Origin of the sequence: Rhizobacter sp., assembly GCF_032229685.1 — a bacterium.
GTDB lineage: Bacteria > Pseudomonadota > Gammaproteobacteria > Burkholderiales > Burkholderiaceae_C > LMDS01.
In genome coordinates this window covers 43,263-66,699 of record NZ_JAVTWP010000030.1, presented here as the reverse complement: position 1 = coordinate 66,699, position 23,437 = coordinate 43,263, and the positions used below count along the sequence as shown (strand labels likewise).

Below are 23,437 nucleotides of genomic sequence, written 5' to 3'. Positions count from 1 at the left end.
CCGCCGGGCAGCGATGACTTTGGGCGAAAAACTGGCGCGACCCGAGTCGTGCGTATTCCGATCAATTCCGCCACCGATTCCGGTCCAACGGCGGCAGAGTTTCCGATTCAAACGCGCCACAGTTTCCGATCCGCTTCCGCCACCCACTTTCCATGCACGTGTCCACATGCCACCTGCGCAGAGTTGTCCACGGCCGTCGCGGTGGGCAACCCGTGTTCAGCGCCCAGGGTGCGTGCCTTCGCCAGCGCCTTCTTCATTGAGTCAGGCGCTACCAATGTCAGCAATGTGTCGCATAGCCGGCTCTTAAGCGGCGATTCCCTGTGGCTCGACCCGGCCACAAGCAGCCGTTGGGTGGTGCGTCCGGAAGCGGACGTCGATTACCCAGACCAGCTCATTGCATCAAAGCTTCGATCAATGGGCAGGTGGGCGGAGCGGGCGTCGGCGCCTAGCTAGCTGAAGGGTAATCGCGTGTCGCCGAGGGCTGAACCTTCGACATGCGAAGCGGGGCCGGGACGTTAGCGGGCAGCCCCAGCGGTCGCATCTGCCTGGGCGATGAACGCCAGCAACGCGGGCGTCGACTGCTTCTCACGATGCACAACCAGATGACATTGCCGAAGCTGCCGCGGCAATGTCGTGGAGACGCGGCACAGACGTCCAGCTTCCAGCGCATCGTTCACTACCCAGGCGGACAGGCAAGCCACCCCCAACCCTTCCTGAGCGGCACGCTGGATGGCTTCCGAACTGCCTAGCTCGATGCTGCGCCGGTAAGAACGCAGGTGGGGCAGCAAGCTCTGGTCGGTGGCCTCGCGCGTGCCAGAGCCCGTTTCGCGAACCAGCCAGACCGCCTCACGCAGCGTGCGCAGGGGAATGCGCTCGCCTGCCGTACTCGACCGGGCCAGCGCACTGTCGGGCGCAGCCACGACCACCATCTCGTCTTGCAGCCAGGGGGTGACCACCAGCTCCGGCTGGTGGCTGGGCCCCTCGATCAGCCCCACGTCGAGTTCGAAAGCGGTCACGGCATCGCAGATGGCGGCGGTGTTCCCGATAACGACCTTCGACCGCCAGGCGGCGGCGCTGCCGGGCTGCTGTGCCCCCATGAAGCCAGCGAGCAGCTTGGGCAACACGTAGTTGCCAATCGTCGTGCTGGCGCCGATGCGCAGCGACTGCGCCTGCGCGCTGCCGTCGCGCGACATCTGCTCGATGCCTGCGGCGCCGTCGAGCAAAGCCAAAGCCCGCGGCAACAGCGCGCGGCCGTTGTCGTTCAACAGCAGGCGTTTGCCGGCGCGGTCGAACAGGCGCAGCGACAGCAGGCGTTCCAGCTCGTTGACGGCCGAACTGGTGGCCGATTGCGACAGCGCTATCTCAGCGCTGGCCGCCGTGGTGCTGCCGCTGCGCGCCACGGCGACAAAAATCTGCAGCTGACGCAGGGTGAGTCGAAGCACGTCCACGGTGATTGCCGTTGTTATCGATTTCGCAGGTACATCTTAGTCATACAACCCGTTGGACGGGTTGATTGCCAAGCTCTAAATTTGCCTGGCCGCTCGATCACGGGGCGGCGGCCCGCCGCGCCACCACCGGCATCTGGAGCCCGACATGCTGACCCTTGAACGAACAACCCCACGCCCCGCAGCACCCGGCCCGCTGGCCCCACAGGCACTGCATGCCCTTCAATGGGTTGCTGCCCGGCGGCCAGTGGCGGGCTTCATGGGGCCGACCCGCGACGTGGCCCATGCCGTCTCGACCACCTTGGCCGCCGACAGCAGCATCGACCCGCAGGTGCTGCGCTGGATGCCGGTCGCAGTGCCGATGGCGGCCGTGCTGCTGTGCGCCGGCATCGCCTTGATCTGGGTGCTGGCGTGATGCACGCGCTGTCGACCTCACAAGCCAGCCCTGGCCCGTCAGCCGGCCACCGGGCAGCGCGGTTGCGCTTGCAGTTGGCAGCCCTGCTGCCCGGCCTCGCCTTGAGCGGCGCCCTGGCCGCGACCGGCATCGCGCTGGGCCACATCGGCTGGCTGCAGGACCACGGCTTCAGTGCGCTGACGCTGGCCATCGTGTTGGGCATGCTGGTGGGCAACACGGTCTATCCGCTGGTGCCGCGCCTGGCCGCGGCCAGCGGTGCCGGCGTCAACGTGTCCAAGCAGAACCTGCTGCGCCTGGGGGTCGTGCTGTACGGCCTGCGGCTGACGGTGCAGGACATCGGCCACGTCGGCATCGCCGGCGTCGCCATCGACGCGCTGGTGCTGGGCTCGACCTTCGCGCTGGCCTGCTTCATCGGCACGCGCTGGTTGGGCCTGGACCGCAAGACGGCGATGCTGATCGGCGCCGGCAGCTCCATCTGCGGCGCCGCCGCGGTGATGGCTGCCGAACCGGTGGTCAAGGCGCGAGCCGAGCAGGTCACGGTGGCGGTGGCCACGGTGGTGGTGTTCGGCACGCTGGCGATCTTTCTGTACCCGGCGCTGTTCGAGCTGAACCAGCACTGGGCGCTGATTCCGGGTGGCGCCAACGGCTTCGGCGTCTACGCCGGCTCGACCATCCACGAGGTAGCCCAGGTGGTGGCCGCGGCGCGTTCGGTGGGCCCGGACGCGGCCAACTCGGCCGTCATCGCGAAGATGGTGCGGGTGATGATGCTGGCGCCGTTCCTGGTGATGTTGTCGGCCTGGCTGGCACGTGACGACAAACGCCACGCCCACACTTCCGCCGCCACGGGCCAGGCCCCAGGCAAGCTCGCCGTGCCCTGGTTCGCCTTCGGCTTCGTCGCGGTGGTGTTGTTCAATTCGCTGCAGTGGCTGCCGGCCTCGGTGGTGGCGGTGACCACCGAGATCGACACCGCGCTGCTGGCCATGGCCATGGCCGCACTCGGCCTGTCCACGCACATCGGCGCCATCCGCAAGGCCGGTGCCAAGCCGCTGTTGCTGGCGCTGATCCTGTTCGGCTGGCTCATCGTCGGCGGTGCCTTGATCAACCGCTGGGTACCGGCCCTGCTCGGCTGAAGCCTCGAATTCACGGCCCGACGGAATAAACCACGGGCTCTCCTCGTCCACCACAGCAAGCCTTTCCCTCTTTTCTCAACACTCTCCGAAAGACATCCCATGAATACCTTCTTCCGCACCACCGCGCTGGCCTTGTGCAGCACCTTCGTCCTCGTGACGGCCACCCTGCCCGCAGGCGCCGCCGAAGCAACCCCGGCCCGCGTCACCTTCGACGGCCAGATCCGCAACAACTCGCTGGCCCTGAGCCCCGACGAGGCCACGGCCGTCGTGTCCTACAGCGAACGGCCCGATGTCATCGTCTACGACCTGGTCACCGGCGCCGTGCGCGGTGTGCTGCGCGGCTACGTCACGCCGCGCAACATCGTCTTCGCGCCCGACGGCAAGAGCTTCTATGTCTCCGACAGCAGCCTGGGCACGGTGACGCGCCTGGACACCACCACGCTCAAGCCGCTGGCCACCGCGTCGACGCTGGCGGCCGGCCCCGGCGCCTTCGGCACCGCGCTCAGCAAGGACGGCAGCGCGCTGTACGTCAACAACCAGGCCAGCAGCACCGTGACGCGACTGGACACCGCCAGCGGGCAGGCCAAGGCCGTGATCACCGGCTTTGCGCAGCCGCGCCAGGGCGTGCGCCTGAGCCCGGACGGCGCAAAGCTCTACGTCACCAACTTCCTGGGCGATAAGGTCACCATCGTCGACACGCAGACCGACAAGATCGAGGGCGAGATCGCGGGCTTCAACAAGATCCGCGCCATCTCGGTCACCGCCGACGGCAAGACCCTGTTTGCGGCCAACAGCGGCAGCAACGACATCGCGGTGGTGGACATCGCCGCGCGCCGCGTCACCAGTACCGTGCCGGTGGGCCGCGACCCCTACGGCGCTGCGCTCACGCCGGACGGCCGCTTCATCTACTCGGGCAATCTGGCCGATAACACGGTGTCGGTGATCGACGTGGCCACGCTGAAGGTGGTGGCCACCATCGCCGGCTTCAAGCAGCCGCGCCAGGCCATCGTGTTCACGCGCGACGCCAAGACGGCCTACGTGCTGAACGAGGACCTGAGCATCTCCAAGGTCGAGCGTGCCGGGCAGCGAATCGTCGCCACGGTGGCCGCTGCGCAGGCGGTGGCGGCGTACTGAAAACCGGGAACTGTCAGAGAACCGGCGCACCGCACGACCGAGCCGGGGGCTTGCCGCTTCCGGTTCGCCCCGTTGTCGCCCCGCCCGCACAAAGGATCGAATGAAAACTCTGGCCAACCCCTGCCGGCGCCGCTTGGCGGCACTTTGTCTGGCCATGTGCACGCTGCCCGCCGCGTTCGCAGCTCAGGCCCAGACGGCCGCCCCGCCGGCGCTGGAACTCGTGGTGCTGGGCTCGGGCGGCCCGGGTGCCACCGGCCGCGCGGGCTCGGCCTTCGTGGTGTTGGTGGATGGCGTGGCGCGTGTTTTCGTCGACGCCGGCCCGGGATCTTTCGTGCGCCTGGGTGAAGCCAAGCTGGCGCTGGGTCGGGCCGACATCGTGCTGCTGACGCACCTTCATGTGGACCATGCCGGTGGACTGCCAGGCCTCTTTAAGGCCCGTGCGGTGTCCAACCGCGGGCCGGTCGATTTCAAGATCTTCGGGCCGGCCGGGCGGCGTGCGCTCGATGCCGACGATGCCGACTTCCCGGCCACCAGCCGCTTCATTGACCTCTTGTTCGGCAAGCAGGGCGCCTTCGGCTACCTGAAGGACTTCTCAACGCCGCTGCGCTTTCAAGTGACCGACATCGACGCACCCGCCACGGCGGCGGCGCTGCCCGAGGTGCGCACCTTGTTTGATGAAGGCGGCCTGCGCATCAGCGCCGTGGCCGGCCACCACCGCGACGCGCCGGCCGTCGTCTACCGCATCGACCACGCCGGCAAGAGCATCACCTTCAGCGGCGACATCGACGCCAGCGGGCTGGCGGGTCTGCGGCGAATCGCCCAAGGCACCAGCCTGCTGGTCTTCAACAGCGTGGTGCTCGACCCACCCGGCTCCCCCGACGTGCTGTACACGTTGCACACGCCGCCCAAGGCAATCGGCGAAGTGGCCGATGCGGTGCGCGCCGGCCAGCTGCTGCTGAGCCACTTGTCGCCCGCGCTCGACGCGCAGCGTGACGCTGTGAAGGCGTCGATCACCGCGCACTACGCCGGCGGGGTGGTGTTCGCGCAAGACGGTCAGCGGCTGGCGCCCTGAGGCGCGCAGCCGCCGGCAATAGTGGCAGTACCAGCCCCGAGTTCGACGCCCGTGCCTACCAACCCCACGAAGGTGATCACGCGAGCCATGCCGTCGGGCCACAGGAACACGGCGGCGTCGAACTTCATGCGCTGGCCGACCGATGGGCTGCCGCTCACGAAACCTTCGGTGCCGACACCGCGGTCCAGGCCCCGCAACTAGAAGGCGCCCGCCGTGGTGCCGAGGGCGTCGGCAAAGGTGCCCGAGAAGCTGAAGGTGTCGCTGGCCGGGTCGTAGCCGGCGAACGCGCTCGCCACATCCACGTCGCCGTTCTGCGGACCGATGTACGTGGGCAGTAGGTCGCCAATGGGGTCGGTGATGCCTTGCGCCAGCGCACCGGTCGCGGCGGTGAACAAGCTGGCCAGCAGCAGGAAGGTCAGGGTTCGCTTCATCGGAGCAATTGGTGGAGCGTGTCGGGCGGGTCAACTGCCGATGGCGTGACAGAAAAAGTTTTTGCGTGGGCCGGAATAGACCGCCTGCCGGCGCCGTCTGCCCTTGTGTCGGGACCTCATGGACCCTTCATCCACCACCGACCACCCCTCACTTCACATCAAGCCTTCAACGGAGCCCTCCATGTTCAAGACATTCGCCTTTGCTGCCACTGCCCTGACGCTTGCCGCTGGCAGCGCCTTCGCCGCCCCTTCCGACGACGCCCGCACGCACTTCCAGGCCATCGCTTCGGGCGACACCCAGATCGTGATGCGCGCCTACGCCGACCAGGCCCAGCTGAACTGGGTCGGCGGCCCGCTGGACGGCACCTACGCCACCACCGACGCCATCCGCGGCACCTGGGAAAAGTTCGGCAAGGCCGTCGGCCCGCTGAAGCTCACCATCGGCTCCATCGAAGAATCGGCCAACCCCAAGGGCTCGACGGTCTCCGCCAACGTCGTCTTCGAAGGCAAGATGCCCATCAAGGTGCGCTACGTGCTGACCTACCGCGAAGGCAAGATCGTCAGCGAAACGTGGCAGATCGACCCCAAGTTGAACGTCGCCCTGGCAGCCACGGCCGAAACCGCCGGCAAGACCGCGACCTACTGATCCACCAGCGCCGCGCCGCACCGGGCCAGACCGGGGGCGGTGCGCACCTGCGTCGTTCGGGTTCATTCCCCGCAGTTGACAACGGAATACCCGCAAGCGCCCGTGCGTCGACCTGACTGAAGTGGTTGACGCACTGCTCACCCATCCACCCAGGAGCTCCCCATGCGACACCCGCTTTCCAAACTTTCGGCCGTGCTGATGCATGCTGCCCTCGCGGCCGCGGCAGGCCTTGCTTCACTGCCCGGCCACGCTGCAGACGGCGCTGAATCGCTGACGTATCCGAACATCATCAAGATACGGGACGGCATGGGCGCACGCGGCGACCTCGCACCGATCGCACGCATCGTCTCGCCGCTGGCGGATTCGCAGATCGTGCCGGGCGAAGGCCGCATTGGCGCAGGCAGCGTGAATGGCACCGGCTTCGTGTTGAACATCGAGGTCGTCACGCGCGACGCGACACCGATCGCCGCGAAAGAATCGCTCAACATCAGAAACACCGCGCTTCTCGGCCAGGTCAACCCGAACATTCCGGGCCTCTATGTCTTCCTCGACACCGACCTCGTCAAGCCCGACGGTGGCGTGATCCCGAAGAACACCAACCTGGCGAACCTCTTCAACATCCTGGGCACCGACGACACGCCCGGCGCGGGCGTGACGCTGTGGCTGGGCTGGCACGTGCTTGAATCGCTGCCGCTCGACACGAGCCGCTTCAACATCACCACCGCCGTGGTCGACACCGCCGGTCGCATCGGCTTCGACAGGGTCTCGATGGCGGTGCTGCGCGGCGGTATCACATCGGGGCAGGCACTGACGCCCCTTCCGATCGATGTGTTCGATGACGGCATCGACGACGCGGACGGACCGGAGGTGACGATGATCGCGCCCCGCGTGCCGTCGCGTGTGTCACCCGGGCCGCAAACCGGCAATCCGACGCCGCCTGCGAATGCATCGCTGTTCTTCATTCAAGTGGCGGCGCTGGACCGCTCGCGTCACGGCATCGGCGTCAGCGAAAACGGCCAAGGCACGGCGGCCCGCTCGGTGTTGGGAACCATCCTGGATGGCAGCCAGATCCAGAACCCGATCACGCATCCCAGCAACGGCACGAACCGCAATTTCCCGGGTCTGAACGTGACCTTCGACGTGCCCTTGCGCCAGCCCAACGGCAACGTGGTGCCGGCGGGCTCGAACCTGGCGCCGATCTTCAACGTTGCCGGCAGCGAGCTGGACGCTGACGGCTATGTCGTGACGACGGCCGATTGGGTGGTGGGCGGATCGCTCCTGATGCCCGCGGGCAAGCGTTCGGTCACGATCACCGCCCGGGTCACCGACAACGCCAATCGCACCCGCAGCGTCAGCCACGTCGTGGGCATCAGCCCAGTCGAGAACGGCCAAAACCTGACGCCCGAACCCTGAGAACGAGGCCGCGCGGCTCCGACCATGGAGCCGCGCTCGACGCACAGGGCAGGGGCAGCCCGCCACCCTGCACAACCAACACCCCATCTTTTTTTCACGCCTGCGGAATAAAAGGCCTGAGCGTGCCGTCTGCCCCGATGTGAGCAACATCTCACCCACGCTGCCCAATCCGCCACCACCTCCACGGAGCTTCCCATGTTCAAAACCCTCGCCATCGCCGCATCTGCGGCAACGTTTCTGGTCACTGCCGGCTGTGCCAACATGGTCGAGCCGCCTGCCAAGGCGCCCGCCATGTTGTCTGGCGGCGCACTCGTCACACCCGGCGGCATGACCCTCTACACCTTCGACCAGGACGTGGCGAACAGCGGCAAGAGCGCCTGCAACGGCGGCTGCGCCGCGCTGTGGCCGCCGATGATGGCCACCGCCACCGACCAGACCACGGGTGCCTACAGCATCGTCACTCGCGACGATGGGTCACGCCAGTGGGCCTACAAGGGCAAGCCGGTGTACACCTACAAGGCCGACCAGAAGGCCGGCGACCGCAGCGGCGACAACTTCAAACAGGTCTGGCACATCATCAAGGAATGACGCCTGTACACCCGCCTGCACACCCAGCTTCGCGCGGGCTCACCCCATCGTCAACATCTTGATGAACGACGACCATCAACTGCTGAGCTGGGTGCCGCGTTTGCGCCGCTATTCCCGGGCGCTGGTGAACAACCGTGACGACGCCGACGACCTGGTGCAGGACACGCTGGAGCGGGCCTGGGCCAAGTCGGGCCTGTGGGGCAGCGTGGCGGACATGCGCGCCTGGCTCTTCAGCATCATGCACAACCTGCACGTCGATGGCGTGCGCCGGCCCAGGCTGCACACCGTGACCATGGACGATGACACCCCCGAGGTGCCGGTGATGCCGACGCAAGGCGACAGGTTGGCGGTGCTGGACCTGCAGGCCGCGCTGGACCTGCTGCCCGTCGAGCAGAAGGAAGTGCTGCTGCTGGTGGCGCTGGAAGACATGGCCTATGCCGACGTGGCGCAGGCCCTGGGCATTCCCATCGGCACGGTGATGTCGCGCTTGTCGCGCGGCCGTGAGCGCCTGCGCGGCCTGATGGAAGGTCGTGCCGAACCCGTGCGGCTGAAGGTCGTCAAATGAATGCATTGCGAAGCACCCTATGAGTACCGATCGCCCATCGCCGCCCACCCTCCCGCCCACCCCCCCGGTCACCGAGGCCGAGCTGCATGCGTTTGTCGATGGCCGTCTGCCCGCAGAGCGTGAGGCCGAGATCGCCGCCTACCTGGCCGCGCGCCCCGACGATGCGCAGCGCGTCGAGGCCTACCGTGCGCAGAAGCGCGAGCTGCACGCCCTGTTCGACCCCGTGCTGGACGAGCAGCCGCCGCAACGCCTGCTGAAGTCGGCGCGCCCGCGCGCCGTATCGCCGACGCCTTGGTACCTGCAGCGCTTGGCCGCCGGGCTGGCTATCGCCGTCATCAGCGGCGCCACGGGCTGGGGGCTGCGCGGCGTCGGACCTGGAACAGCCGGTGACGATGCCGCCCGCATGGCGGCTGTGCAACCGGCCCCAGGTGGTTTGACTTTGGTGTCTGCGGGTGGCTTCGCGCAGCGTGCCGCCGTCGCGCACGCGGTCTACAGCCCCGATGTGCGCCGGCCCGTGGAAGTGGACGCCGCGCACGAAGACCAGCTCGTGGCCTGGCTGTCCAAGCGCATGGGCGCGCCGATGAAACCGCCGCACCTGCAGGCGCAGGGCTACACGCTGGAAGGTGGGCGCCTGCTGCCAGGTGGCCAGGGGCCGGTGGCTCAGTTCATGTACCGCAACCAGCAGGGCAGCAAGCTGACGCTGTACGTGTCCAATGACGTGGCCGACGTCGGCAGCGCCGCGGGCTCGGGCGGGGCCGCGAAACCGGATGCGAAACCGGGTGCGAAGAACGCTGACACCGCCTTCCGCTTCGCGCAGGAAGGCGCCGTCAACGTGTTCTATTGGGTCGACGGGCCCTTCGGCTATGCGCTGTCGTCCGACGCCGACCGCAGCGTGCTGGCGCGGGTGTCGGCCGAGGTCTACCAACAGCTGGGCGCACCGCGCTGAAGGCCACGGCAAGTCCCGCAGCGCAGGCGGTTTGCACCGCCATGGAATGAATTGGCCTGAAGCGCGCTCTTTGCTGCGAGCGCCTGACGCACCGACACAGCCCTTCGTTGGGTGCAAGGTCGCGCGTCACGGGCCCCAGTCCACCTTTGCACTGAACAAAGAAAGCACCCATGACCACCCAACGTCGCGACATCCTCAAATACTCGCTGGCCGCCGCGGCAGCCAGCGCGCTGCCCGCAGCACAAGCCCAGGCACCGGCCGCCAGCACAAGCACCAGCACGACAGCGCCTGGCCCCGGCATCGACCCGCGCGACCGCGTCTTCATCACCAACGAAGACTCCAACACGCTCGTCGTCATCGATCCCAAGACCAACACCGTCGAGAGCACGATCAACCTGACCAGCTTCGACGAAGACCCGCGGCCGCCGTTCCGCTACGTCACCGCCGGCGTGGCGCCCACGCACGCGGCGATGATCCACAAGCCGCTGTACCACGGCTGCATCGACGCCCACGGCGCGGTGCCGTCTCCCGACGGCCGCCTGCTGGCCACCAGCGGGCGCGGCTCGAGCAACATCTACCTCATCGACGCCGAGCAGCGCCGCGTCATCGGCAACACGCCGAACCCGGCTGCCGGCCCCACCACCAACCCCGAACGCCTGAGCAGCGGCCTGCTGCTGGGCCGAGAACCGCACGAGCCCACCTTCACGCGCAACGGCAAGGAGCTTTGGGTGACGCTGCGCGGGGAAGACCGCATCGCCATCGTCAACGTCGAACTCGCCCTGCGTCAGTTGAAGGGCACCGACAACACAGGTTCGACGGCCATCCGCCAGTTCCTGCCGACGATCAACGGCCCGGCCCAGGTATGGTTCAACCGCGAAGGCACGCTGGCCTTCGTGGCCAGCCAGAAGGTGTCGCAGGTCGACGTGTTCCGTGTCAACCCGGGCGCCGATGGCCACAGCCAGCCGCAGCGCGTGACGACACTGGACATCAGTGCGCAGGACAAGCCCGGCTTCACGCCCTTCATGAAGACCACGCCCGACGGCGCCGAGGTGTGGTTCTCGCACAAGCTGGCCGATGCGCTGTCTTCTCGCTCGACGCGGGGCGGTTTCGACCTCATTGACAGCGTGCCGCTGGGCATGGGCGCGCGGCCCAACCACGTCGAGTTCGTCAGCAACGCGCGCGGCAGCGTGGTTTACGCCAGCCTGGCGCGCATCGACGACGGCGGCCCCGGCGGCGTGGCCTCCAGCCCCATCGCCATCATCGACCGCAGCGCCGCCGGCGGGCAGCGCAAGGTGGTGGGCAGCTTCTTCAGCCACGGCCGCGAAGCCCACGGGCTGTGGACCAACCCCGAAAACACGCTGCTCTACATCGCCCACGAGCAGGACGAACTGCCCGGCACGCCCAACGCCGGCCAGACAGTGTGCAGCGCCTTCGACGTCAGCGACCCGCTGAAGCCGGTCTTCATCGCGCAGATTCCGCTGGGCAACCTGACCCTGCCTTCCGGAGCGCTGCGCAACAAGAAGAGCATCAACCTGGTCTACGTGCGCGTGGGTGCCAAGGGGCAGACTGCATGAAGGGCATGAAGGGCATGAGGGGCGGACACGCCCAACATGGAGTCAGTGCCTTCGAGCGCGAGATGGACGCTTCGATGGCCCGCATGATGCAAGACATGCACGGCCCGGGCTTCGTGGGCCAGGCCGACATCGACTTCCTGGCGATGATGATTCCGCACCACGCCGGCGCCGTCGACATGGCGCGGCTGGTGCTGCAGCACGGCCGCGACCCGGCCACGCGGCAACTGGCGGAGGAGATCATCGCCGGCCAGACCATCGAGATCGAGAGCATGACGCGGCGGCTGGCGGCCTTGCAGCAGCGCTCTAGCGCGGGTTCGGCAGCCGAATTTCCATCGCTGGGTGGCACGCGCGGGCCGTGATGCCCAGCCTGAGGGTAAGCACTGACGATGGCGATGGAATGAACCGCAGCGCTGTCCGCTCTTGATCACCATGCTGTTCCAGTCTGCCGAGTCCCGCTACAACCAATGGGTGCGGGACCATTACCGCTTCCTGCTGCGCAGCGCCTGGGCGCTGACAGGCTCGCGTGCCATCGCCGAAGACGTGGTGCAGGACTGTTTTGCCAACGCCTGGAAGCACCGCGAGCAGTTGCGCGATGCGGCCTTGGCGCGGGCCTGGCTGTTCCAGATCATGCGGCGCGCCGCCTTCCGCCAGGCCGCGCCGGGCATGCAGTCGCTGGACGACGACGAGCAGCCCGAGCAGGCCGCCCCCGACGCCGGGCTGGACGACAAGCTGGACGTGGTCAAGGCGCTCGCGCGGCTGGCGCCCATCCACCGCGAGGTGCTGGTGCTGTTCTATTTCGACGACATGCCCACCGCGCAGATGGCCGAGGCGCTGGAGATTGCGCCCGGCACCGTGCTGTCGCGCCTGGCTCGCGCGCGCGACGCGCTGAAGCAGGTGATGGGCGTGCCAGTGCGGGCACCCGGCGGCGCCCAGGTCACGCCCTTGCGGAAGACCCCGTCATGAAGCGCGAACTCCGGCCGCCCGAGTTGCCCGACAGCGCGTTCGACTTGCGCACGCGCGCCGAACTGGCGCTGGCCTTCGAGCCCATCGACGCCCCGCCGCACTTGTACCGCAAGGCGCAGCCGCTAATGGCGCGGCGCAGCTTCCAGCGCGCCGTGCTGGGCCTGCTGCTGGCAGGCAGCGGCACCGGCGCCGTGCTGGCCATGCGCCCGCCAGAACTCGTGCGCGGCGCCATCGAACACGAATACTTCGAGCGCACGCTGCGCGGCACCTTCATGGCCAGCGCGCCCTTGCTGCAGCACCTGGGGCTGGCCGGCCAACAGGTGGTGCCCGGCTTCCCGCAGCTGATGCGGCCTTGCGACATCGACGGCCACCTCGTCTACCACCTCACCACCTTCTTCGAGAAGGGCGGCATGGTCACCGTGTTCGCCTTCGACAAGGCGGTGGCACTGACGGAGGGCAGCGGCTGGTGGGGCAACGTGCACTGGAAAGTCATCACCTCGCGCGACGGCAAGCCGCTGGTGCTGGTGGCGCAGAAGAAGCAGGCCCTGGCCGTGGCGCAAAGCCAGTTCGGTCCAGCCACCGACATGTCCCCACCGAATTCCACACCGACCCCCAAGGAGACCCGATGAACAAGACCTTGAACTCGCTGCCGCGGCGCCAGATGCTGGCCGGCAGCGCCAGCGCCCTGGCCGCGGCCGGCCTGGCCACTTTCACGCGCGGTGCCGCCGCGGCTGGCGAAACCCCAGTGGCCAGCGCCACGCCCAAGCCGCTGCCCGCCTACGTGGCGTGGAAAGACCCGGCCAGCGTCATCGTGCACAGCAGCACCACCATCGAGACCAAGCGCGCAGCCTTCGGCAGCGGGGTCATCACGCCGGGCGAGCAGCTCTACATCCGCAACAACCTGCCGGCGCCCGACGCGTCCATCGTCGCCGACCGCGACGCCTGGCAGGTGGCCATCGAAGGCGTGAAGGCGCCGCGCACGCTGACGCTGCGCGAGCTGAAGACGATGGGCGTGGAGACGACCGCGATGGTGCTGCAGTGCTCGGGCAATGGTCGCGGCTACTTCCCCAGCAAGCCCAGTGGCACACCCTGGCAGGTGGGCGCGGCGGGTTGCGTGATGTGGACCGGCGTTCCGGTGCGCGTGGTGGCCGAAGCGCTGGGCGGCGTCGTGCCGGGCGCCGGTTACCTGACCGGCACCGGCGGCGAGAAGCTGCCCGAAGGCCTGGACCCGCTGAGCATCATCGTCGAGCGCTCGGTGCCGGCCGCCGCGATGGCCGACGCGCTGCTGGCCTGGGAGATGAACGGCGTGCCGATCTCGCTGGCCCACGGCGGGCCGCTGCGCCTGATCGTGCCCGGCTACACCGGCGTGAACAACATCAAGTACATCAAGCGCCTGGCCTTCACGGCCAAGGAAACCGAGGCGAAGATCATGTCGCACGGCTACCGCATCTCGCCGCCGGGCGGCAAGGGCGACCCGAGCCAGCCGTCGGTGCAGGAGATGTCGGTCAAGTCGTGGATCAACTCGCCGGCGCCTGATGCATCCAGCGTCAAGGCCGGCCTGGTGCAGGTGCAAGGCGTGGCCTTCGGCGGGCTGAACGGCATCAAGCGCGTCGAGGTGTCGCTGGACGGCGGCAAGACCTGGAACGACGCGCGGCTCACCGGGCCCGACCTGGGCCGCTATGCCTGGCGACAGTTCGTGCTGGCCGCGAAGCTGCCCGCTGGCAGCCACACGCTGGCCAGCCGCGCCACCGACACGGCCGGCAACGTGCAGCCCGAACAGCGGATGGAAAACGCCGGCGGCTACAACAACACGAGCTGGGCCGACCACGCCGTGAAAGTGACGGTGGCCTGAACATGCGCAACACCATCCACCAGCACTTCGTGGTGCATGCCTTGAAAGTCGCGTCGGTGCTCGTCGCAGGCCTGGCACTGCCCGCTCTGCCCGCGCTGGCGGCCGACGAAAGCGCGCAACTCGCCCTGGGGAAGAAGCTCTTCCTGCAGGGCGTCGTCCCGTCGTGCGCCGTGTGCCACACCTTGCAGGCCGCAGGTGCCGAGGGCGCCGTCGGCCCGGTCCTCGACGAGTTGAAGCCCGACGCTGCGCGCGTGGCGAAGGCGCTGCGCAACGGGCTGGGCCAGATGCCCTCGTACAAGGACAAGCTCACCGAAGCAGAGATTGCGGCGCTGGCGCTCTACGTGTCGAAGGCCAGCGGGGGTGCCAAGTGAAACTTCAGGTGGGTGGAATCTGTGGTGCATCCCCACCGATAAAGGCTCGTCCGCGCGGGCCGCAAGACGCTGACTGGCACCGAAACGCAGGGCATCTTCATCGGTCGCCGCCGTCGGCAGCGACTGCTTCTCAACTCCTCGACAGACTGGATTGGGTCGGATCCGGATCTTCGATTTTCGCGCTTGAACGGCCGCTTCGCCGCATTGACCTGATGTTCAGCTGGAAGCGTCCTTTGGTTCCTCAGCAGCCGATGTCTGCGCCCGCCCCAGCGGGCCATCTTGATGACGGACCTTGGTCGGGTCCTGTGGCGGGATCGAATCGGAAATGTTGGCGGGTTTGGATCGGAATCACTGGCGCTTTTGGTCCGGAATACGCAATTCGCCCGGCGACGATCGCGGGGACAATCTCTGCCACATCCACGCGTGCCAAGCGCGAGGCGGGCGGCGTTGATAAGTCGCCGCATCGTAAGTCGAGGGCGACAGGCGGCCGCGTGCCTGAGCTGTGCACGGACATCGACGGGGGTTGGAGCGGCGCGCGCACAACGTTTCGTGCGTTGCGAGGGCAAAAGTGCAATCGCCGCAAAACTGGCACCAGACTGGCACCGACATCGGCCAGAAAACAAAAAAGTCAGCAGGCGCTAGCCTGCTGACTCTTGCCTATCTTGGCTCCCCGACCTGGGCTCGAACCAGGGACCTACGGATTAACAGTCCGGCGCTCTACCAACTGAGCTATCGAGGAACAGCCTCGAATTATAACCAGCTTTCGCAGGCCACTCAGACGTCGACCTGGACCGACACACGCAAGGTACGGGGCGCCAGTGGGTACAGGTAGGCGTGGCCGAACTGGTAGGGTGACTCGCGCCAGGCCCGCTTGTCGAACAGGTTGTCGATCCCTGCGCGCCAGGTCCAGCGTTGCGCCGCCCAGGTGTTCTCGTAGCGCGCTGCCACGTCGACACGCGTGTAACCCGGGATGTCGATGCTGTTGTCGGGCAGCACCATGCGGCGGCTTTCGTAGGCGGCATGGGCCTGCAGTGCCAGGCCGGGCACTGGTGGCACGCCGTAGGCCGCCTGCAGCTTGAGCGTGCGTGCCGGCACGTTGGTGGGTTGCAGGCCGTTGTCGAGCCGGGCACGCAACCACTGCGCACCGGCGCGCAGCGTCAGGCTGCCTTCGTGGAAGGCGCCGGTGACTTCTGCGCCGCGGTGCTTCGCGTTGCCCACCACTTGGCGCGTGCAGGTGTTGTCTAGATCGCAACTGCCCACGTCGGCGAAGTTCGGGCGCTCGATGTCGAACAGGGCCAGGCCCCATTCGAAGCGGGCGCTCGAACCCTTCAGGCCGAGTTCGATCTGCCGGCTCTTCAGCGCAGGCAGGGCCACGCCGGGGCCGTTGTAGCGCGGCCGGTTCGGCGTCACTTCCGACTCCACACCGCGGCCCCAGCTGGCATAGGCCAGTTGATCGGGCGCAAAGGCGTAGCTCAGCGCGAGCCAGGGCGTGTTGAACGACTGGCTGTAGGCGGTGGCGCGCGAGCCGTCGGTGCGCACGCTCTCGCGCGTGAGGCGGGTGTGGCGCAGGCCGAGCCAGGCGGTCAGGTCGCTGGTGATCGCGATGGCGTCGCGCGCGTAAAGCTCGGTCGAGCGCTCGTCGCGGTTGGTGTTCTCGTCGGTCAGCGACGGGTCGGCCGGTGTGACCAGCGTGCCGGCCACGTTGCCGGTGCCTACGTAGTTGTAGGCCTGCTGCTGGAAGCGGTTGCGCACCGTGCTGTGCAGCGCGCCCACCGTCAAGGCGTGGCTCAGCGCGCCGGTCTGCAGCTTGCCTTGCACCGACAAGTCGAGCGCGTCGCTGCGCCGGCGTTCGTTCTCGCTGCGAAAGTCGTACAGGTCGTAGGTGCCGTTCGGGCAGTAGCGGTCGGCGTAGTAAGTGCCGTCGGTGTCGGTGCAGCCGAACGGGAAGGCCAGGCGGTCGTCGGTGCGCAGTTGCTGCGTGGCGGCGTGGGCGATGAAACGCCAGTCGTTGCCGAGCTTCTGTTGCACGCGCAGCGACGCGGTTGTGGCCTTGAACACCACGGGTTGAGACCAGGGCTGGTTGTTCAGGTTCACGCGCGGGTCGCCAGGCGCGGGCACCGTGTTGCCGAGCAGGCTGAAGCCGGGTTGACTCGGCTGCGAGCGGCGGCTCGTTTCCGCCTCGGCTTCGATCAACGTGTCAGGGCTCACGCGCCAGTCGGCGGCCAGCGCGACAAGGCTGCGTTCGCCCTTGGCCGATTTCAGTGGCGGGTCGAGGTGCGCCGCGGCGGCGTTCAGGCGCACACCGAAGGCCTGGCCTTGCCCGAAGCGCTGGCTCAGGTCGAGCGCGCCCGTCACGCTGCCGGCCTGGCGCCATTCGAGCGAGGCCGATCGAACGGGCGCGTCGGTGGGCCGCTTCACGACGAAGTTCACCAGGCCACCCGGTGCGCTGGTGCCGGCCTGCATGCCGCTCGTGCCCTTGAGGATCTCGACGCGCGACTTGTTCTCGAGCGGGATCGGCGTTTCGGCGTTGATCGGCAGCCCGTCGCGCCGGTAGTTGAAGCGGTTGTCGATGACGAAACCGCGCACCGTCAGGTAGTCGACGTAACCCTCGCTGTTGTAGGCGTCGCTGATGCCGGGGTCGAAGTTGACCAGGTCAGAGAGGCGGCGTGCGCCGCTGTCTTGCAGCTGCTCCGACGTGAAGACGCTCGCCTGCAACGGGGTCTTCGCCAGGGGGATGTCGCCCCAGCCGCCCACGCTGGCGGGCGGCGCGATGCGGGCCGTGACGACGACCGGTTCGAGCTGGGTGGCCGCGGTTTGTGCGCAGGCGTGTGTGGCCACCAGCCATGCGGCGGCGGCGATCGGGGAGAGTTTGAATATCGAGAGTGATGCCATCGTGATTCCGTTTGCGATGGCAGGTCGGCGGGCCGAAGCCGCCACAGAACGTGACGGTGTGTTGGCCATGCTTCCCTGCGCGAGGATTACCTCAATCAGGTTCAAAGGGACTTTCTCAGTCGAACCACACGAAGCCGAAGCTGCGAGCGGGTCAACACCCCTAGCGAATGCCCCGCACCGAAGTGCGCAGCGGGCGGATTATGACTCAGTGATCGGCGCGACGCCGAGCGCCTTGTGCAGGCGCGGGCTGGTGGTCGTGTACTCCAGGTGCACCGGCTTGCCCGGGAACACGTGCGCAGCGGCGCCGAAGGCTGCGAGCGCCGCTTCGTGAAAGCCGCACAGGATCAGCTTCTTCTTGCCCGGATAGCTGTTCACGTCGCCCACCGCAAAGATGCCGGGCACGCTGGTCTCGAACTTCTCGGTGTCGACCATCAACTGCTTGCGCTCGAGCGCCAGGCCCCAGTCGGCGATGGGGCCGAGCTTGGGGCTCAGACCGGTCAGCACGATCAGGGTGTCGACGGGCAAGGTGCGGGTGTCGCCTTCGGCGGTGGCCACTTGCAGCGCCGTCAGTCGACCTTCGGCCTGTTCGATGCCGACGGTCTGTGCGGCGATGAACGCCAGCTGCTGTTGTGCGCGAAGCTGGCGCACGGCATCGATGGTCGCGGCTGCCGCCTTGAACTCGTCGCGGCGGTGCATCAGCGTGACGTTGGCGCGTTGTTTCCTGAGCGAAAGGGCACATTCCAGCGCCGCGTCGCCGTCACCGATCACCACCACACGCTGGCCTGCCAGCGACGTGGAAGGCACGCCGTAGAGCAGTTGTGTGCCTTCGAAGGCGGCGAGCCCTTCGATCTTCAAGCGGCGTGGCTGAAACGAACCCACGCCGCCGGCGATGAAGACCGTCTTGGCCAGCAGCGCGGTGCCCGCCGAGGTCTCGACCCGGAAGCGCCCATCGGCCTGCCGCTGCACGCGGTCGACCTGCTGGCCCAGGTGGAACGGGGTGTCGAACGGCTCGATCTGCTTCAGCAGGCGCTCTACCAGCTCGCGCCCGCTGCACACGGGCGTGCCGGGTATGTCGTAGATCGGCTTGTCGGCGTAGAGCTCGATGCACTGGCCGCCGGGCGCCGGCAGCGAGTCGATCACATGCGCCTTGATTTCCAGCAGCCCGAGCTCGAACACCTGGAACAGGCCGACCGGCCCGGCGCCGATGACGACGGCATCGGTCTCGATCGGCGCAGAGCTGTCGCTGCCGGCTGCCACGAAGGCTACTTGATCAGTTCGCCGAGCTTGCCGGTCTTGTCTTTCCAGTCATCGGCGTCGGGCTGCGGGGCCTTGCGCTTGGTGATGCTGGGCCAGTTCTTCGCCAGGTCGGCGTTGAGCTTGATCATGTGCTGCTGGTCGCCGGGCACGTCTTCTTCAGGCACGATCGCGTTGACCGGGCACTCGGGGATGCACACCGCGCAGTCGATGCACTCGTCGGGGTCGATCGTGAGGAAGTTCGGGCCTTCGCGGAAGCAGTCGACCGGGCACACGTCCACGCAGTCGGTGTACTTGCAGCGGATGCACGATTCGAGAACGACGTGGGTCATGTCTGGGCTCTTGGGTGGTGTTGGGGTCGCGGCACACTGCACTGCACCAGCGGCGAAGACGGTGATTTTACGGCTTCGTGGTGTCGGCCGCGAAGGCGGGGCTGGAGGCTCCCTGCGTCGAGACGGGCGCGGCCAGTGGCACCGCGCCCGCACCGACCGTCACGACCGTGGGCCGGCCGGCGTGCAACACGGTGGCATCGGCCAGCGCGTCGACCCGGTGGTCACTGCAAAGGCGGTCGGGCCAGCCGGCGCGCGAGACCACGCTGGCGGGCGTGTCTGCGGGCCACCCTGCCGCGATCAAGCGGCGCCCCAATGCGGCGAGTTGCCTGCCGGCCATGTAGAAAACCTCGGTGTCGGCCGTTCGTGTGGCGGTCAGCGAGCCTTCGCGTGTCATGGCCGTGGTCAGGCTCACGCTGCGGCCGCTGCCACGGCGCGTGAGCGGGCGCAGCGTGGACGCGGCAGCGGCGAGGGCAGACGTCACTCCGGGCACCACCTCGCAGGCGATGCCCGCCGCCGCCATGGCTTCCAGCTCTTCTTCGAGCCGGCCGAACACGCTGGGGTCGCCGCCCTTCAGACGCACGACCACGTTCGCCGCGCGCGCGTGTTTCACGAGCAGTGCGTTGATCGTGCTCTGGCCGGTGCTGTCGGCGAAGCCGCGCTTGCCCACGTGGACCCAGCGCGCTTGCGGCGCGAAGGCGCGCAAGGCGGGGTCGGTGAGCGCGTCGAAGAGCACCACGTCGGCGAGCGCCAAGCGCTGCGCGCCGCGCACGGTGATCAGGTCGGCCGCGCCGGGGCCGGCACCGATGAAGATCACGTGGCCCATGGGCGTGCTTACGCTGCTGCCTTGACGAGCAGCGCGCCGCTGGTGCGGTTGCTGGCCGGGTCGACGATGATCAAGGCGCCGCCGACGCGGTTGGTTTCGTAGGCCTCGATCGGCAACGGCTGCTGCGTCTCGATGTGCACATGGCCGATCTCGTTCACGTTCAACTCGTGCGCATCGGTCGCCTGCAGCGAATGGATATCGAGCCGGCTGTCGATCGCTGCGATGCGCGCCTGCACCCAGCGATTGCCGTGCCGCACCTGGTACTTGCGGCCGACGACGGCGGGCTCGGTGTCGAGCCAGGCGAGCGTGGCCGAGAAGCGGTTCGTCTCCTGCACCGCGCCGGGTGTCGAGATCCAGTCGCCGCGCGACACGTCGAGCTGGCGATCGAGGGTGATGCCGGCCGACTGGCCCGCTGCGGCGCTCTGCACCAGCGAGCCCGCCACGCGCACTTCGGCGACGATGGCCTTCTGCTTGCTCGGGAACAACTGCACTTCGTCGCCCGCCTTCACGCTGCCGTGGGCGATGCGGCCCCACAGCGTGCGTGGCTGTTCGCCGGTGCCACCACTCACCGTTTGACCGTCGTCACGGGCCACGTATTGCACGGGGATGAGCAGATCGCCGACCTTGCGCTCCTGCGCCGTGGGCAGGCTCTCGAGCAGTTGCAGCAGCGACGGGCCGTCGTACCAGTCGGCATCGAGGGGCTGGGTCACGTTGTCGCCACGCAGGGCCGACACCGGCACGATGCCGGCGACTTCCATCTTCGCCTCTTCGGCGAACGCGAGCAGCGCGGCGCGCACGGCTTCATAGGCTTGCGCCGGCTTGTCGACCGCATCGAGCTTGTTGACCGCGAACACGATGCTCGGCACGCGCAGCAGTTGCGCCAGCAGAGAATGGCGGCGCGTCTGCGCGAGCAGCTTCACCGGGTTGGCCGCGGTGGCCGACGAGGTGTCGAGCTTCGTGATGTCGACCAGCACCACCGCCGCGTCGCTGCCGGCCGCGGCCGTCACCATGTTGCGCGTGTACTGCTCGTGGCCGGGTGCGTCGGCGATGATGAACTTGCGCTGCTTGGTCGCAAAGTAGCGATAGGCCACGTCGATCGTGATGCCTTGTTCGCGCTCGGCTTCCAGGCCGTCGGTCAGCAGCGACAGGTCGATGGGCGCACCGGCGGCGCGCTTTTCCAGCGTGTCGAGCTGGTCGGCCAGGATGGCGCGGCTGTCGTACAGCAGCCGGCCGATCAGCGTGCTCTTGCCGTCGTCGACCGAGCCGGCGGTGAGGAAGCGCAGCGCGCGGTGGTCTTGCACCGGTGGGGCGGTGTGCGTGTTCATCAGAAGTAGCCCTCTTTCTTGCGGCGTTCCATCGAAGCGTCCGACGTGCGGTCGTCCATGCGCGTGGCGCCGCGCTCGCTGACGGTGACCTTGAGCGTCTCTGCGACGATCTCGGCGGCGTTCTCGGCCGGGCTCTCGACCGGGCAGGTGCAGGTCATGTCGCCCACGGTGCGAAAGCGCACCTGTTCGGTCACGACCGTTTCGCCGGGCAACACCGGCGTCACTTCGGTCAGCGGCACGAGCAGGCCCTTGCGGTGGACCACCTGGCGGTCGTGCGCGAAGTAAAGGTTCGGCAGCGGGATGTTCTCGCGGGCGATGTAGAGCCACACGTCGAGCTCGGTCCAGTTGCTGATCGGGAACGCGCGCATGTGTTCACCGGGCTTGATGCGGGTGTTGAACAGCGTCCAGAGTTCGGGGCGCTGCTCTTTCGGCAGCCACTGGCCGAAGCTGTCGCGGTGCGAAAAGATGCGCTCTTTCGCGCGCGCCTTTTCTTCGTCGCGACGCGCGCCACCCATCAACACGTCGAAGCGGTGCTCCTCGATCGCTTCGAGCAAGGCCACCGTCTGGTGGCCGTTGCGCGATTCGAGCGGGTGGCTCAGGCGCACGGTGCCGCGCTTGATCGAGTCTTCGAGGTGGCCGACGACGAGGCGCTCGCCCATTTCGGCGACACGCCGGTCGCGAAACTCGATCACTTCAGGGAAGTTGTGGCCGGTGTCCACGTGCAGCAGCGGGAACGGCAGGCGGCCCTTGAACTGGCCCGTCGCGTCGCGGTTCTTGAACGCCTTCTCGGCCAGGCGCAGCACCACGCAAGAGTCCTTGCCGCCAGAGAACAACAGGGCAGGGCGCTCGAACGCGGCCACCGTTTCGCGCAGGATGAAGATGGCTTCTTCTTCGAGCCAGTCGAGGTGCGTCTGGTCGAGTTGCGGCAGCAGCTGCTCGACCTTCAGGGCGGCGTTCATTGGTGGGCTCCGATCATCGAGACCTGTTGTTCGTCGTGCACATGCAGGCCGCACTCTTTCGCGGCTTCGTCTTCCCACCACCAGCGGCCGGCGCGGAACGGCTCGCCCACGGCGATGGCTCGGGTGCAGGGCGCGCAGCCGATGCTCGGGAAGAACTGGTCGTGCAGCGCGTTGTAGGGCACGTCGTGCAATTGGATGTAGTGCCACACGTCGGCCCAGCTCCAGTCGGCCAGCGGGTTGAACTTGGCGCGGCCCTTGTCGTCCTGCTCGCTGAAGGGCACGGTGCCGCGGTTGTCGGACTGTTCGCGGCGCATGCCCGTCACCCAGGCGGTGCGCTTGTCGAGCATGCGCGACAGCGGCTCCAGCTTGCGGATCGCGCAGCAGCCCTTGCGCAGCTCCACGCTCTCGTACATCGCCTTGGCGCCGTGCGTGCCCAAGAACTGGATCACCGATTCCTTGCGCGGCTCGTAGACCTCGACCTGCAGGCCGTAGCGTGACTCGATGCTGAGCACCAGCGACACCGTCTCGGCATGCAGCATGCCGGTCTCGAGCGTGCCGATCGCGATGGGCAGCTTGTGTCGCGCGATCAGGTCGGTGATGACCATGTCTTCGGCGCCCAGGCTGGTGGCCTGCACGATGCTGCCCGGGTGCGCGGCGGCCGCTTCGGTCAGCAGAGCCAGCGTGTGGGCCACACGCTCGTCGAACCCTTCGGTTGCCTTGGCGTACAGAGAGATGGCGCTCATATCGATGCTCCGTCGTTGACGAACTCGTGCACTGGCTTGCGCGCGAGCGCTTCGGCTGTGCCCGCGGGTTTGGCGAAGAGCGGCAGCGGGTCCGCCACGTCACCCTGGTAGTGCGCGGGGAAAAACGTGAGTGCCCGTTGCGCCGCGTCGATCGACTGGTCGGCGCGCATCTGCACGGCGGTGAACCCGCTGCGCTGCAGCAGCGGCAGCATGTCGACCAGCACCTCGCCGGTGGCGCGCACTTCGCCGCCGAAGCGGTAGCGCGAACGCAGCACATGGGCCTGGCTGTAGGCGCGGCCGTCGACCCATTTCGGGAACTGCAGCGCCACGAGCGCCAGGCGCGGCAGGTCGCCCGCGATCTCGCGCACTTCCACGTCGTTGGCCAGCAGCACGCCGACCGGCATGGCTTCGGGCCAATGGCTGCGCACGCCGTGCCATTGCAACAAGGTGAGCAGGCTGTGCGGTGCCGGCGTGAGCGTGACCATCGGGCCGTCGTCGCCGTCGATCGTGTGCCACGGGTCGCGCGGCTTGCTGCGGGAGTCGATGAACTTCATGGTCATTCTT

General features: G+C 67.8%; 26 protein-coding genes, 1 tRNA gene and 1 riboswitch. Of the genes, 15 read left to right on the top strand and 12 right to left on the bottom strand.

Annotated elements, in window-relative coordinates:
- Positions 1 to 515 precede the first annotated feature (515 nt).
- Complete coding sequence (locus AC30PD_RS11030; protein ID WP_004306488.1) at positions 516 to 1,448, bottom strand: LysR family transcriptional regulator; 933 nt, start codon at positions 1,446 to 1,448, stop codon at positions 516 to 518.
- Positions 1,449 to 1,704: 256 nt separating this feature from the next.
- On the opposite strand from AC30PD_RS11030, the gene AC30PD_RS11025 reads away from it, so the two are divergent.
- The 4 genes from AC30PD_RS11025 to AC30PD_RS11010 all read left to right on the top strand — a co-directional run bounded on the left by AC30PD_RS11025 (position 1,705) and on the right by AC30PD_RS11010 (position 5,196).
- Positions 1,705 to 1,860, top strand: a complete 156-nt coding sequence (locus AC30PD_RS11025) for a hypothetical protein (RefSeq protein ID WP_156147846.1) — start codon at positions 1,705 to 1,707, stop codon at positions 1,858 to 1,860.
- A gap of 62 nt (positions 1,861 to 1,922) precedes the next feature.
- Positions 1,923 to 2,990 carry a YeiH family putative sulfate export transporter gene (locus tag AC30PD_RS11020; RefSeq protein WP_004306484.1) on the top strand — a complete coding sequence of 356 codons (1,068 nt, stop codon included), beginning with the start codon at positions 1,923 to 1,925 and terminating at the stop codon, positions 2,988 to 2,990.
- Positions 2,991 to 3,089: 99 nt separating this feature from the next.
- On the top strand, positions 3,090 to 4,124 hold the full coding sequence (locus AC30PD_RS11015) for a beta-propeller fold lactonase family protein (RefSeq protein WP_004306481.1): 1,035 nt from the start codon (positions 3,090 to 3,092) through the stop codon (positions 4,122 to 4,124).
- Positions 4,125 to 4,224: 100 nt separating this feature from the next.
- Complete coding sequence (locus tag AC30PD_RS11010; RefSeq protein WP_040828892.1) at positions 4,225 to 5,196, top strand: MBL fold metallo-hydrolase; 972 nt, start codon at positions 4,225 to 4,227, stop codon at positions 5,194 to 5,196.
- Here the strand turns inward: AC30PD_RS11010 and AC30PD_RS11005 are convergent.
- Positions 5,178 to 5,354, bottom strand: coding sequence for a hypothetical protein (locus AC30PD_RS11005; protein WP_156466619.1), 177 nt, complete (start codon positions 5,352 to 5,354; stop codon positions 5,178 to 5,180). The two genes, AC30PD_RS11010 and AC30PD_RS11005, sit on opposite strands and share 19 nt — an antisense overlap.
- Positions 5,355 to 5,393: 39 nt before the next feature.
- Positions 5,394 to 5,627, bottom strand: a complete 234-nt coding sequence (locus AC30PD_RS11000) for a hypothetical protein (RefSeq protein ID WP_004306475.1) — start codon at positions 5,625 to 5,627, stop codon at positions 5,394 to 5,396.
- A gap of 181 nt (positions 5,628 to 5,808) precedes the next feature.
- Here AC30PD_RS11000 and AC30PD_RS10995 point away from each other — a divergent pair, with 181 nt between their 5' ends.
- The 11 genes from AC30PD_RS10995 (at position 5,809) to sorU (ending at position 14,545) form a co-directional block, all read left to right on the top strand.
- The gene (locus tag AC30PD_RS10995; RefSeq protein WP_004306473.1) at positions 5,809 to 6,273 is read left to right on the top strand and encodes a nuclear transport factor 2 family protein; all 465 of its coding nucleotides are present in this window, start codon (positions 5,809 to 5,811) and stop codon (positions 6,271 to 6,273) included.
- 162 nt (positions 6,274 to 6,435) lie between these two features.
- Complete coding sequence (locus tag AC30PD_RS10990) at positions 6,436 to 7,686, top strand: hypothetical protein (protein WP_004306471.1); 1,251 nt, start codon at positions 6,436 to 6,438, stop codon at positions 7,684 to 7,686.
- Positions 7,687 to 7,947: 261 nt separating this feature from the next.
- Positions 7,948 to 8,274, top strand: coding sequence for a COG4315 family predicted lipoprotein (locus AC30PD_RS10985; protein ID WP_051021707.1), 327 nt, complete (start codon positions 7,948 to 7,950; stop codon positions 8,272 to 8,274).
- Positions 8,275 to 8,335: 61 nt separating this feature from the next.
- On the top strand, positions 8,336 to 8,839 hold the full coding sequence (locus AC30PD_RS10980; protein ID WP_004306467.1) for an RNA polymerase sigma factor: 504 nt from the start codon (positions 8,336 to 8,338) through the stop codon (positions 8,837 to 8,839).
- A gap of 19 nt (positions 8,840 to 8,858) precedes the next feature.
- Positions 8,859 to 9,785 carry an anti-sigma factor family protein gene (locus AC30PD_RS10975; RefSeq protein ID WP_004306465.1) on the top strand — a complete coding sequence of 309 codons (927 nt, stop codon included), beginning with the start codon at positions 8,859 to 8,861 and terminating at the stop codon, positions 9,783 to 9,785.
- A gap of 170 nt (positions 9,786 to 9,955) precedes the next feature.
- Complete coding sequence (locus tag AC30PD_RS10970) at positions 9,956 to 11,359, top strand: YncE family protein (RefSeq protein ID WP_004306463.1); 1,404 nt, start codon at positions 9,956 to 9,958, stop codon at positions 11,357 to 11,359.
- Positions 11,356 to 11,718 carry a DUF305 domain-containing protein gene (locus tag AC30PD_RS10965; protein WP_004306461.1) on the top strand — a complete coding sequence of 121 codons (363 nt, stop codon included), beginning with the start codon at positions 11,356 to 11,358 and terminating at the stop codon, positions 11,716 to 11,718. Before AC30PD_RS10970 ends, AC30PD_RS10965 begins: the two co-directional genes overlap by 4 nt.
- A 70-nt stretch (positions 11,719 to 11,788) precedes the next feature.
- Positions 11,789 to 12,322: an RNA polymerase sigma factor gene (locus AC30PD_RS10960; protein ID WP_031943585.1), complete on the top strand. Its 534-nt coding sequence runs from the start codon at positions 11,789 to 11,791 to the stop codon at positions 12,320 to 12,322.
- Positions 12,319 to 12,951 carry a hypothetical protein gene (locus AC30PD_RS10955; protein ID WP_004306457.1) on the top strand — a complete coding sequence of 211 codons (633 nt, stop codon included), beginning with the start codon at positions 12,319 to 12,321 and terminating at the stop codon, positions 12,949 to 12,951. The genes AC30PD_RS10960 and AC30PD_RS10955 overlap by 4 nt, the downstream gene beginning before the upstream one ends.
- Entirely contained in the window at positions 12,948 to 14,174 is a 1,227-nt protein-coding gene (gene sorT, locus AC30PD_RS10950) for a SorT family sulfite dehydrogenase catalytic subunit (RefSeq protein ID WP_004306455.1), read from the top strand. Before AC30PD_RS10955 ends, sorT begins: the two co-directional genes overlap by 4 nt.
- A gap of 2 nt (positions 14,175 to 14,176) precedes the next feature.
- A complete protein-coding gene (gene sorU / locus AC30PD_RS10945; RefSeq protein WP_004306453.1) occupies positions 14,177 to 14,545 on the top strand; it encodes a SorU family sulfite dehydrogenase c-type cytochrome subunit in 369 nt (122 codons plus the stop codon).
- Positions 14,546 to 15,208: 663 nt separating this feature from the next.
- Here the strand turns inward: sorU and AC30PD_RS10940 are convergent.
- From AC30PD_RS10940 to AC30PD_RS10900, 9 genes are all read right to left on the bottom strand, one after another.
- A tRNA-Asn gene (locus tag AC30PD_RS10940) sits at positions 15,209 to 15,284 on the bottom strand.
- Between the two features lie 35 nt (positions 15,285 to 15,319).
- Complete coding sequence (locus tag AC30PD_RS10935; RefSeq protein WP_489535695.1) at positions 15,320 to 17,437, bottom strand: TonB-dependent siderophore receptor; 2,118 nt, start codon at positions 17,435 to 17,437, stop codon at positions 15,320 to 15,322.
- A 55-nt stretch (positions 17,438 to 17,492) separates the two neighbouring features.
- A riboswitch (TPP riboswitch) is annotated at positions 17,493 to 17,609 on the bottom strand.
- 26 nt (positions 17,610 to 17,635) lie between these two features.
- Complete coding sequence (locus AC30PD_RS10930; protein ID WP_489535694.1) at positions 17,636 to 18,694, bottom strand: NAD(P)/FAD-dependent oxidoreductase; 1,059 nt, start codon at positions 18,692 to 18,694, stop codon at positions 17,636 to 17,638.
- A gap of 5 nt (positions 18,695 to 18,699) precedes the next feature.
- Positions 18,700 to 19,023 carry a ferredoxin FdxA gene (fdxA, locus tag AC30PD_RS10925; protein ID WP_489535693.1) on the bottom strand — a complete coding sequence of 108 codons (324 nt, stop codon included), beginning with the start codon at positions 19,021 to 19,023 and terminating at the stop codon, positions 18,700 to 18,702.
- 67 nt (positions 19,024 to 19,090) lie between these two features.
- Positions 19,091 to 19,846, bottom strand: a complete 756-nt coding sequence (gene cobA / locus AC30PD_RS10920) for a uroporphyrinogen-III C-methyltransferase (protein ID WP_489535692.1) — start codon at positions 19,844 to 19,846, stop codon at positions 19,091 to 19,093.
- An 8-nt stretch (positions 19,847 to 19,854) separates the two neighbouring features.
- On the bottom strand, positions 19,855 to 21,171 hold the full coding sequence (locus tag AC30PD_RS10915; RefSeq protein ID WP_489535691.1) for a sulfate adenylyltransferase subunit 1: 1,317 nt from the start codon (positions 21,169 to 21,171) through the stop codon (positions 19,855 to 19,857).
- Complete coding sequence (gene cysD, locus AC30PD_RS10910; RefSeq protein ID WP_489535690.1) at positions 21,171 to 22,130, bottom strand: sulfate adenylyltransferase subunit CysD; 960 nt, start codon at positions 22,128 to 22,130, stop codon at positions 21,171 to 21,173. Before cysD ends, AC30PD_RS10915 begins: the two co-directional genes overlap by 1 nt.
- Entirely contained in the window at positions 22,127 to 22,873 is a 747-nt protein-coding gene (locus AC30PD_RS10905; RefSeq protein ID WP_489535689.1) for a phosphoadenylyl-sulfate reductase, read from the bottom strand. The genes cysD and AC30PD_RS10905 overlap by 4 nt, the downstream gene beginning before the upstream one ends.
- Positions 22,870 to 23,427, bottom strand: a complete 558-nt coding sequence (locus AC30PD_RS10900) for a DUF934 domain-containing protein (RefSeq protein ID WP_489535688.1) — start codon at positions 23,425 to 23,427, stop codon at positions 22,870 to 22,872. Before AC30PD_RS10900 ends, AC30PD_RS10905 begins: the two co-directional genes overlap by 4 nt.
- Between the last annotated feature and the right edge of the window lie 10 nt (positions 23,428 to 23,437).

Coding starts and splice junctions, on each gene's coding strand:
- AC30PD_RS11025 (WP_156147846.1), top strand. CDS start 1,705: ATGGGGCCGACCCGCGACGTGGCCCATGCCGTCTCGACCACCTTGGCC.
- AC30PD_RS11015 (WP_004306481.1), top strand. CDS start 3,090: ATGAATACCTTCTTCCGCACCACCGCGCTGGCCTTGTGCAGCACCTTC.
- AC30PD_RS11010 (WP_040828892.1), top strand. CDS start 4,225: ATGAAAACTCTGGCCAACCCCTGCCGGCGCCGCTTGGCGGCACTTTGT.
- AC30PD_RS11000 (WP_004306475.1), bottom strand. CDS start 5,627: ATGAAGCGAACCCTGACCTTCCTGCTGCTGGCCAGCTTGTTCACCGCC.
- AC30PD_RS10995 (WP_004306473.1), top strand. CDS start 5,809: ATGTTCAAGACATTCGCCTTTGCTGCCACTGCCCTGACGCTTGCCGCT.
- AC30PD_RS10990 (WP_004306471.1), top strand. CDS start 6,436: ATGCGACACCCGCTTTCCAAACTTTCGGCCGTGCTGATGCATGCTGCC.
- AC30PD_RS10985 (WP_051021707.1), top strand. CDS start 7,948: ATGGTCGAGCCGCCTGCCAAGGCGCCCGCCATGTTGTCTGGCGGCGCA.
- AC30PD_RS10980 (WP_004306467.1), top strand. CDS start 8,336: ATGAACGACGACCATCAACTGCTGAGCTGGGTGCCGCGTTTGCGCCGC.
- AC30PD_RS10975 (WP_004306465.1), top strand. CDS start 8,859: ATGAGTACCGATCGCCCATCGCCGCCCACCCTCCCGCCCACCCCCCCG.
- AC30PD_RS10970 (WP_004306463.1), top strand. CDS start 9,956: ATGACCACCCAACGTCGCGACATCCTCAAATACTCGCTGGCCGCCGCG.
- AC30PD_RS10965 (WP_004306461.1), top strand. CDS start 11,356: ATGAAGGGCATGAAGGGCATGAGGGGCGGACACGCCCAACATGGAGTC.
- AC30PD_RS10960 (WP_031943585.1), top strand. CDS start 11,789: ATGCTGTTCCAGTCTGCCGAGTCCCGCTACAACCAATGGGTGCGGGAC.
- AC30PD_RS10955 (WP_004306457.1), top strand. CDS start 12,319: ATGAAGCGCGAACTCCGGCCGCCCGAGTTGCCCGACAGCGCGTTCGAC.
- sorT (WP_004306455.1), top strand. CDS start 12,948: ATGAACAAGACCTTGAACTCGCTGCCGCGGCGCCAGATGCTGGCCGGC.
- sorU (WP_004306453.1), top strand. CDS start 14,177: ATGCGCAACACCATCCACCAGCACTTCGTGGTGCATGCCTTGAAAGTC.
- AC30PD_RS10935 (WP_489535695.1), bottom strand. CDS start 17,437: ATGGCATCACTCTCGATATTCAAACTCTCCCCGATCGCCGCCGCCGCA.
- fdxA (WP_489535693.1), bottom strand. CDS start 19,023: ATGACCCACGTCGTTCTCGAATCGTGCATCCGCTGCAAGTACACCGAC.
- cobA (WP_489535692.1), bottom strand. CDS start 19,846: ATGGGCCACGTGATCTTCATCGGTGCCGGCCCCGGCGCGGCCGACCTG.
- AC30PD_RS10915 (WP_489535691.1), bottom strand. CDS start 21,171: ATGAACACGCACACCGCCCCACCGGTGCAAGACCACCGCGCGCTGCGC.
- cysD (WP_489535690.1), bottom strand. CDS start 22,130: ATGAACGCCGCCCTGAAGGTCGAGCAGCTGCTGCCGCAACTCGACCAG.
- AC30PD_RS10905 (WP_489535689.1), bottom strand. CDS start 22,873: ATGAGCGCCATCTCTCTGTACGCCAAGGCAACCGAAGGGTTCGACGAG.
- AC30PD_RS10900 (WP_489535688.1), bottom strand. CDS start 23,427: ATGAAGTTCATCGACTCCCGCAGCAAGCCGCGCGACCCGTGGCACACG.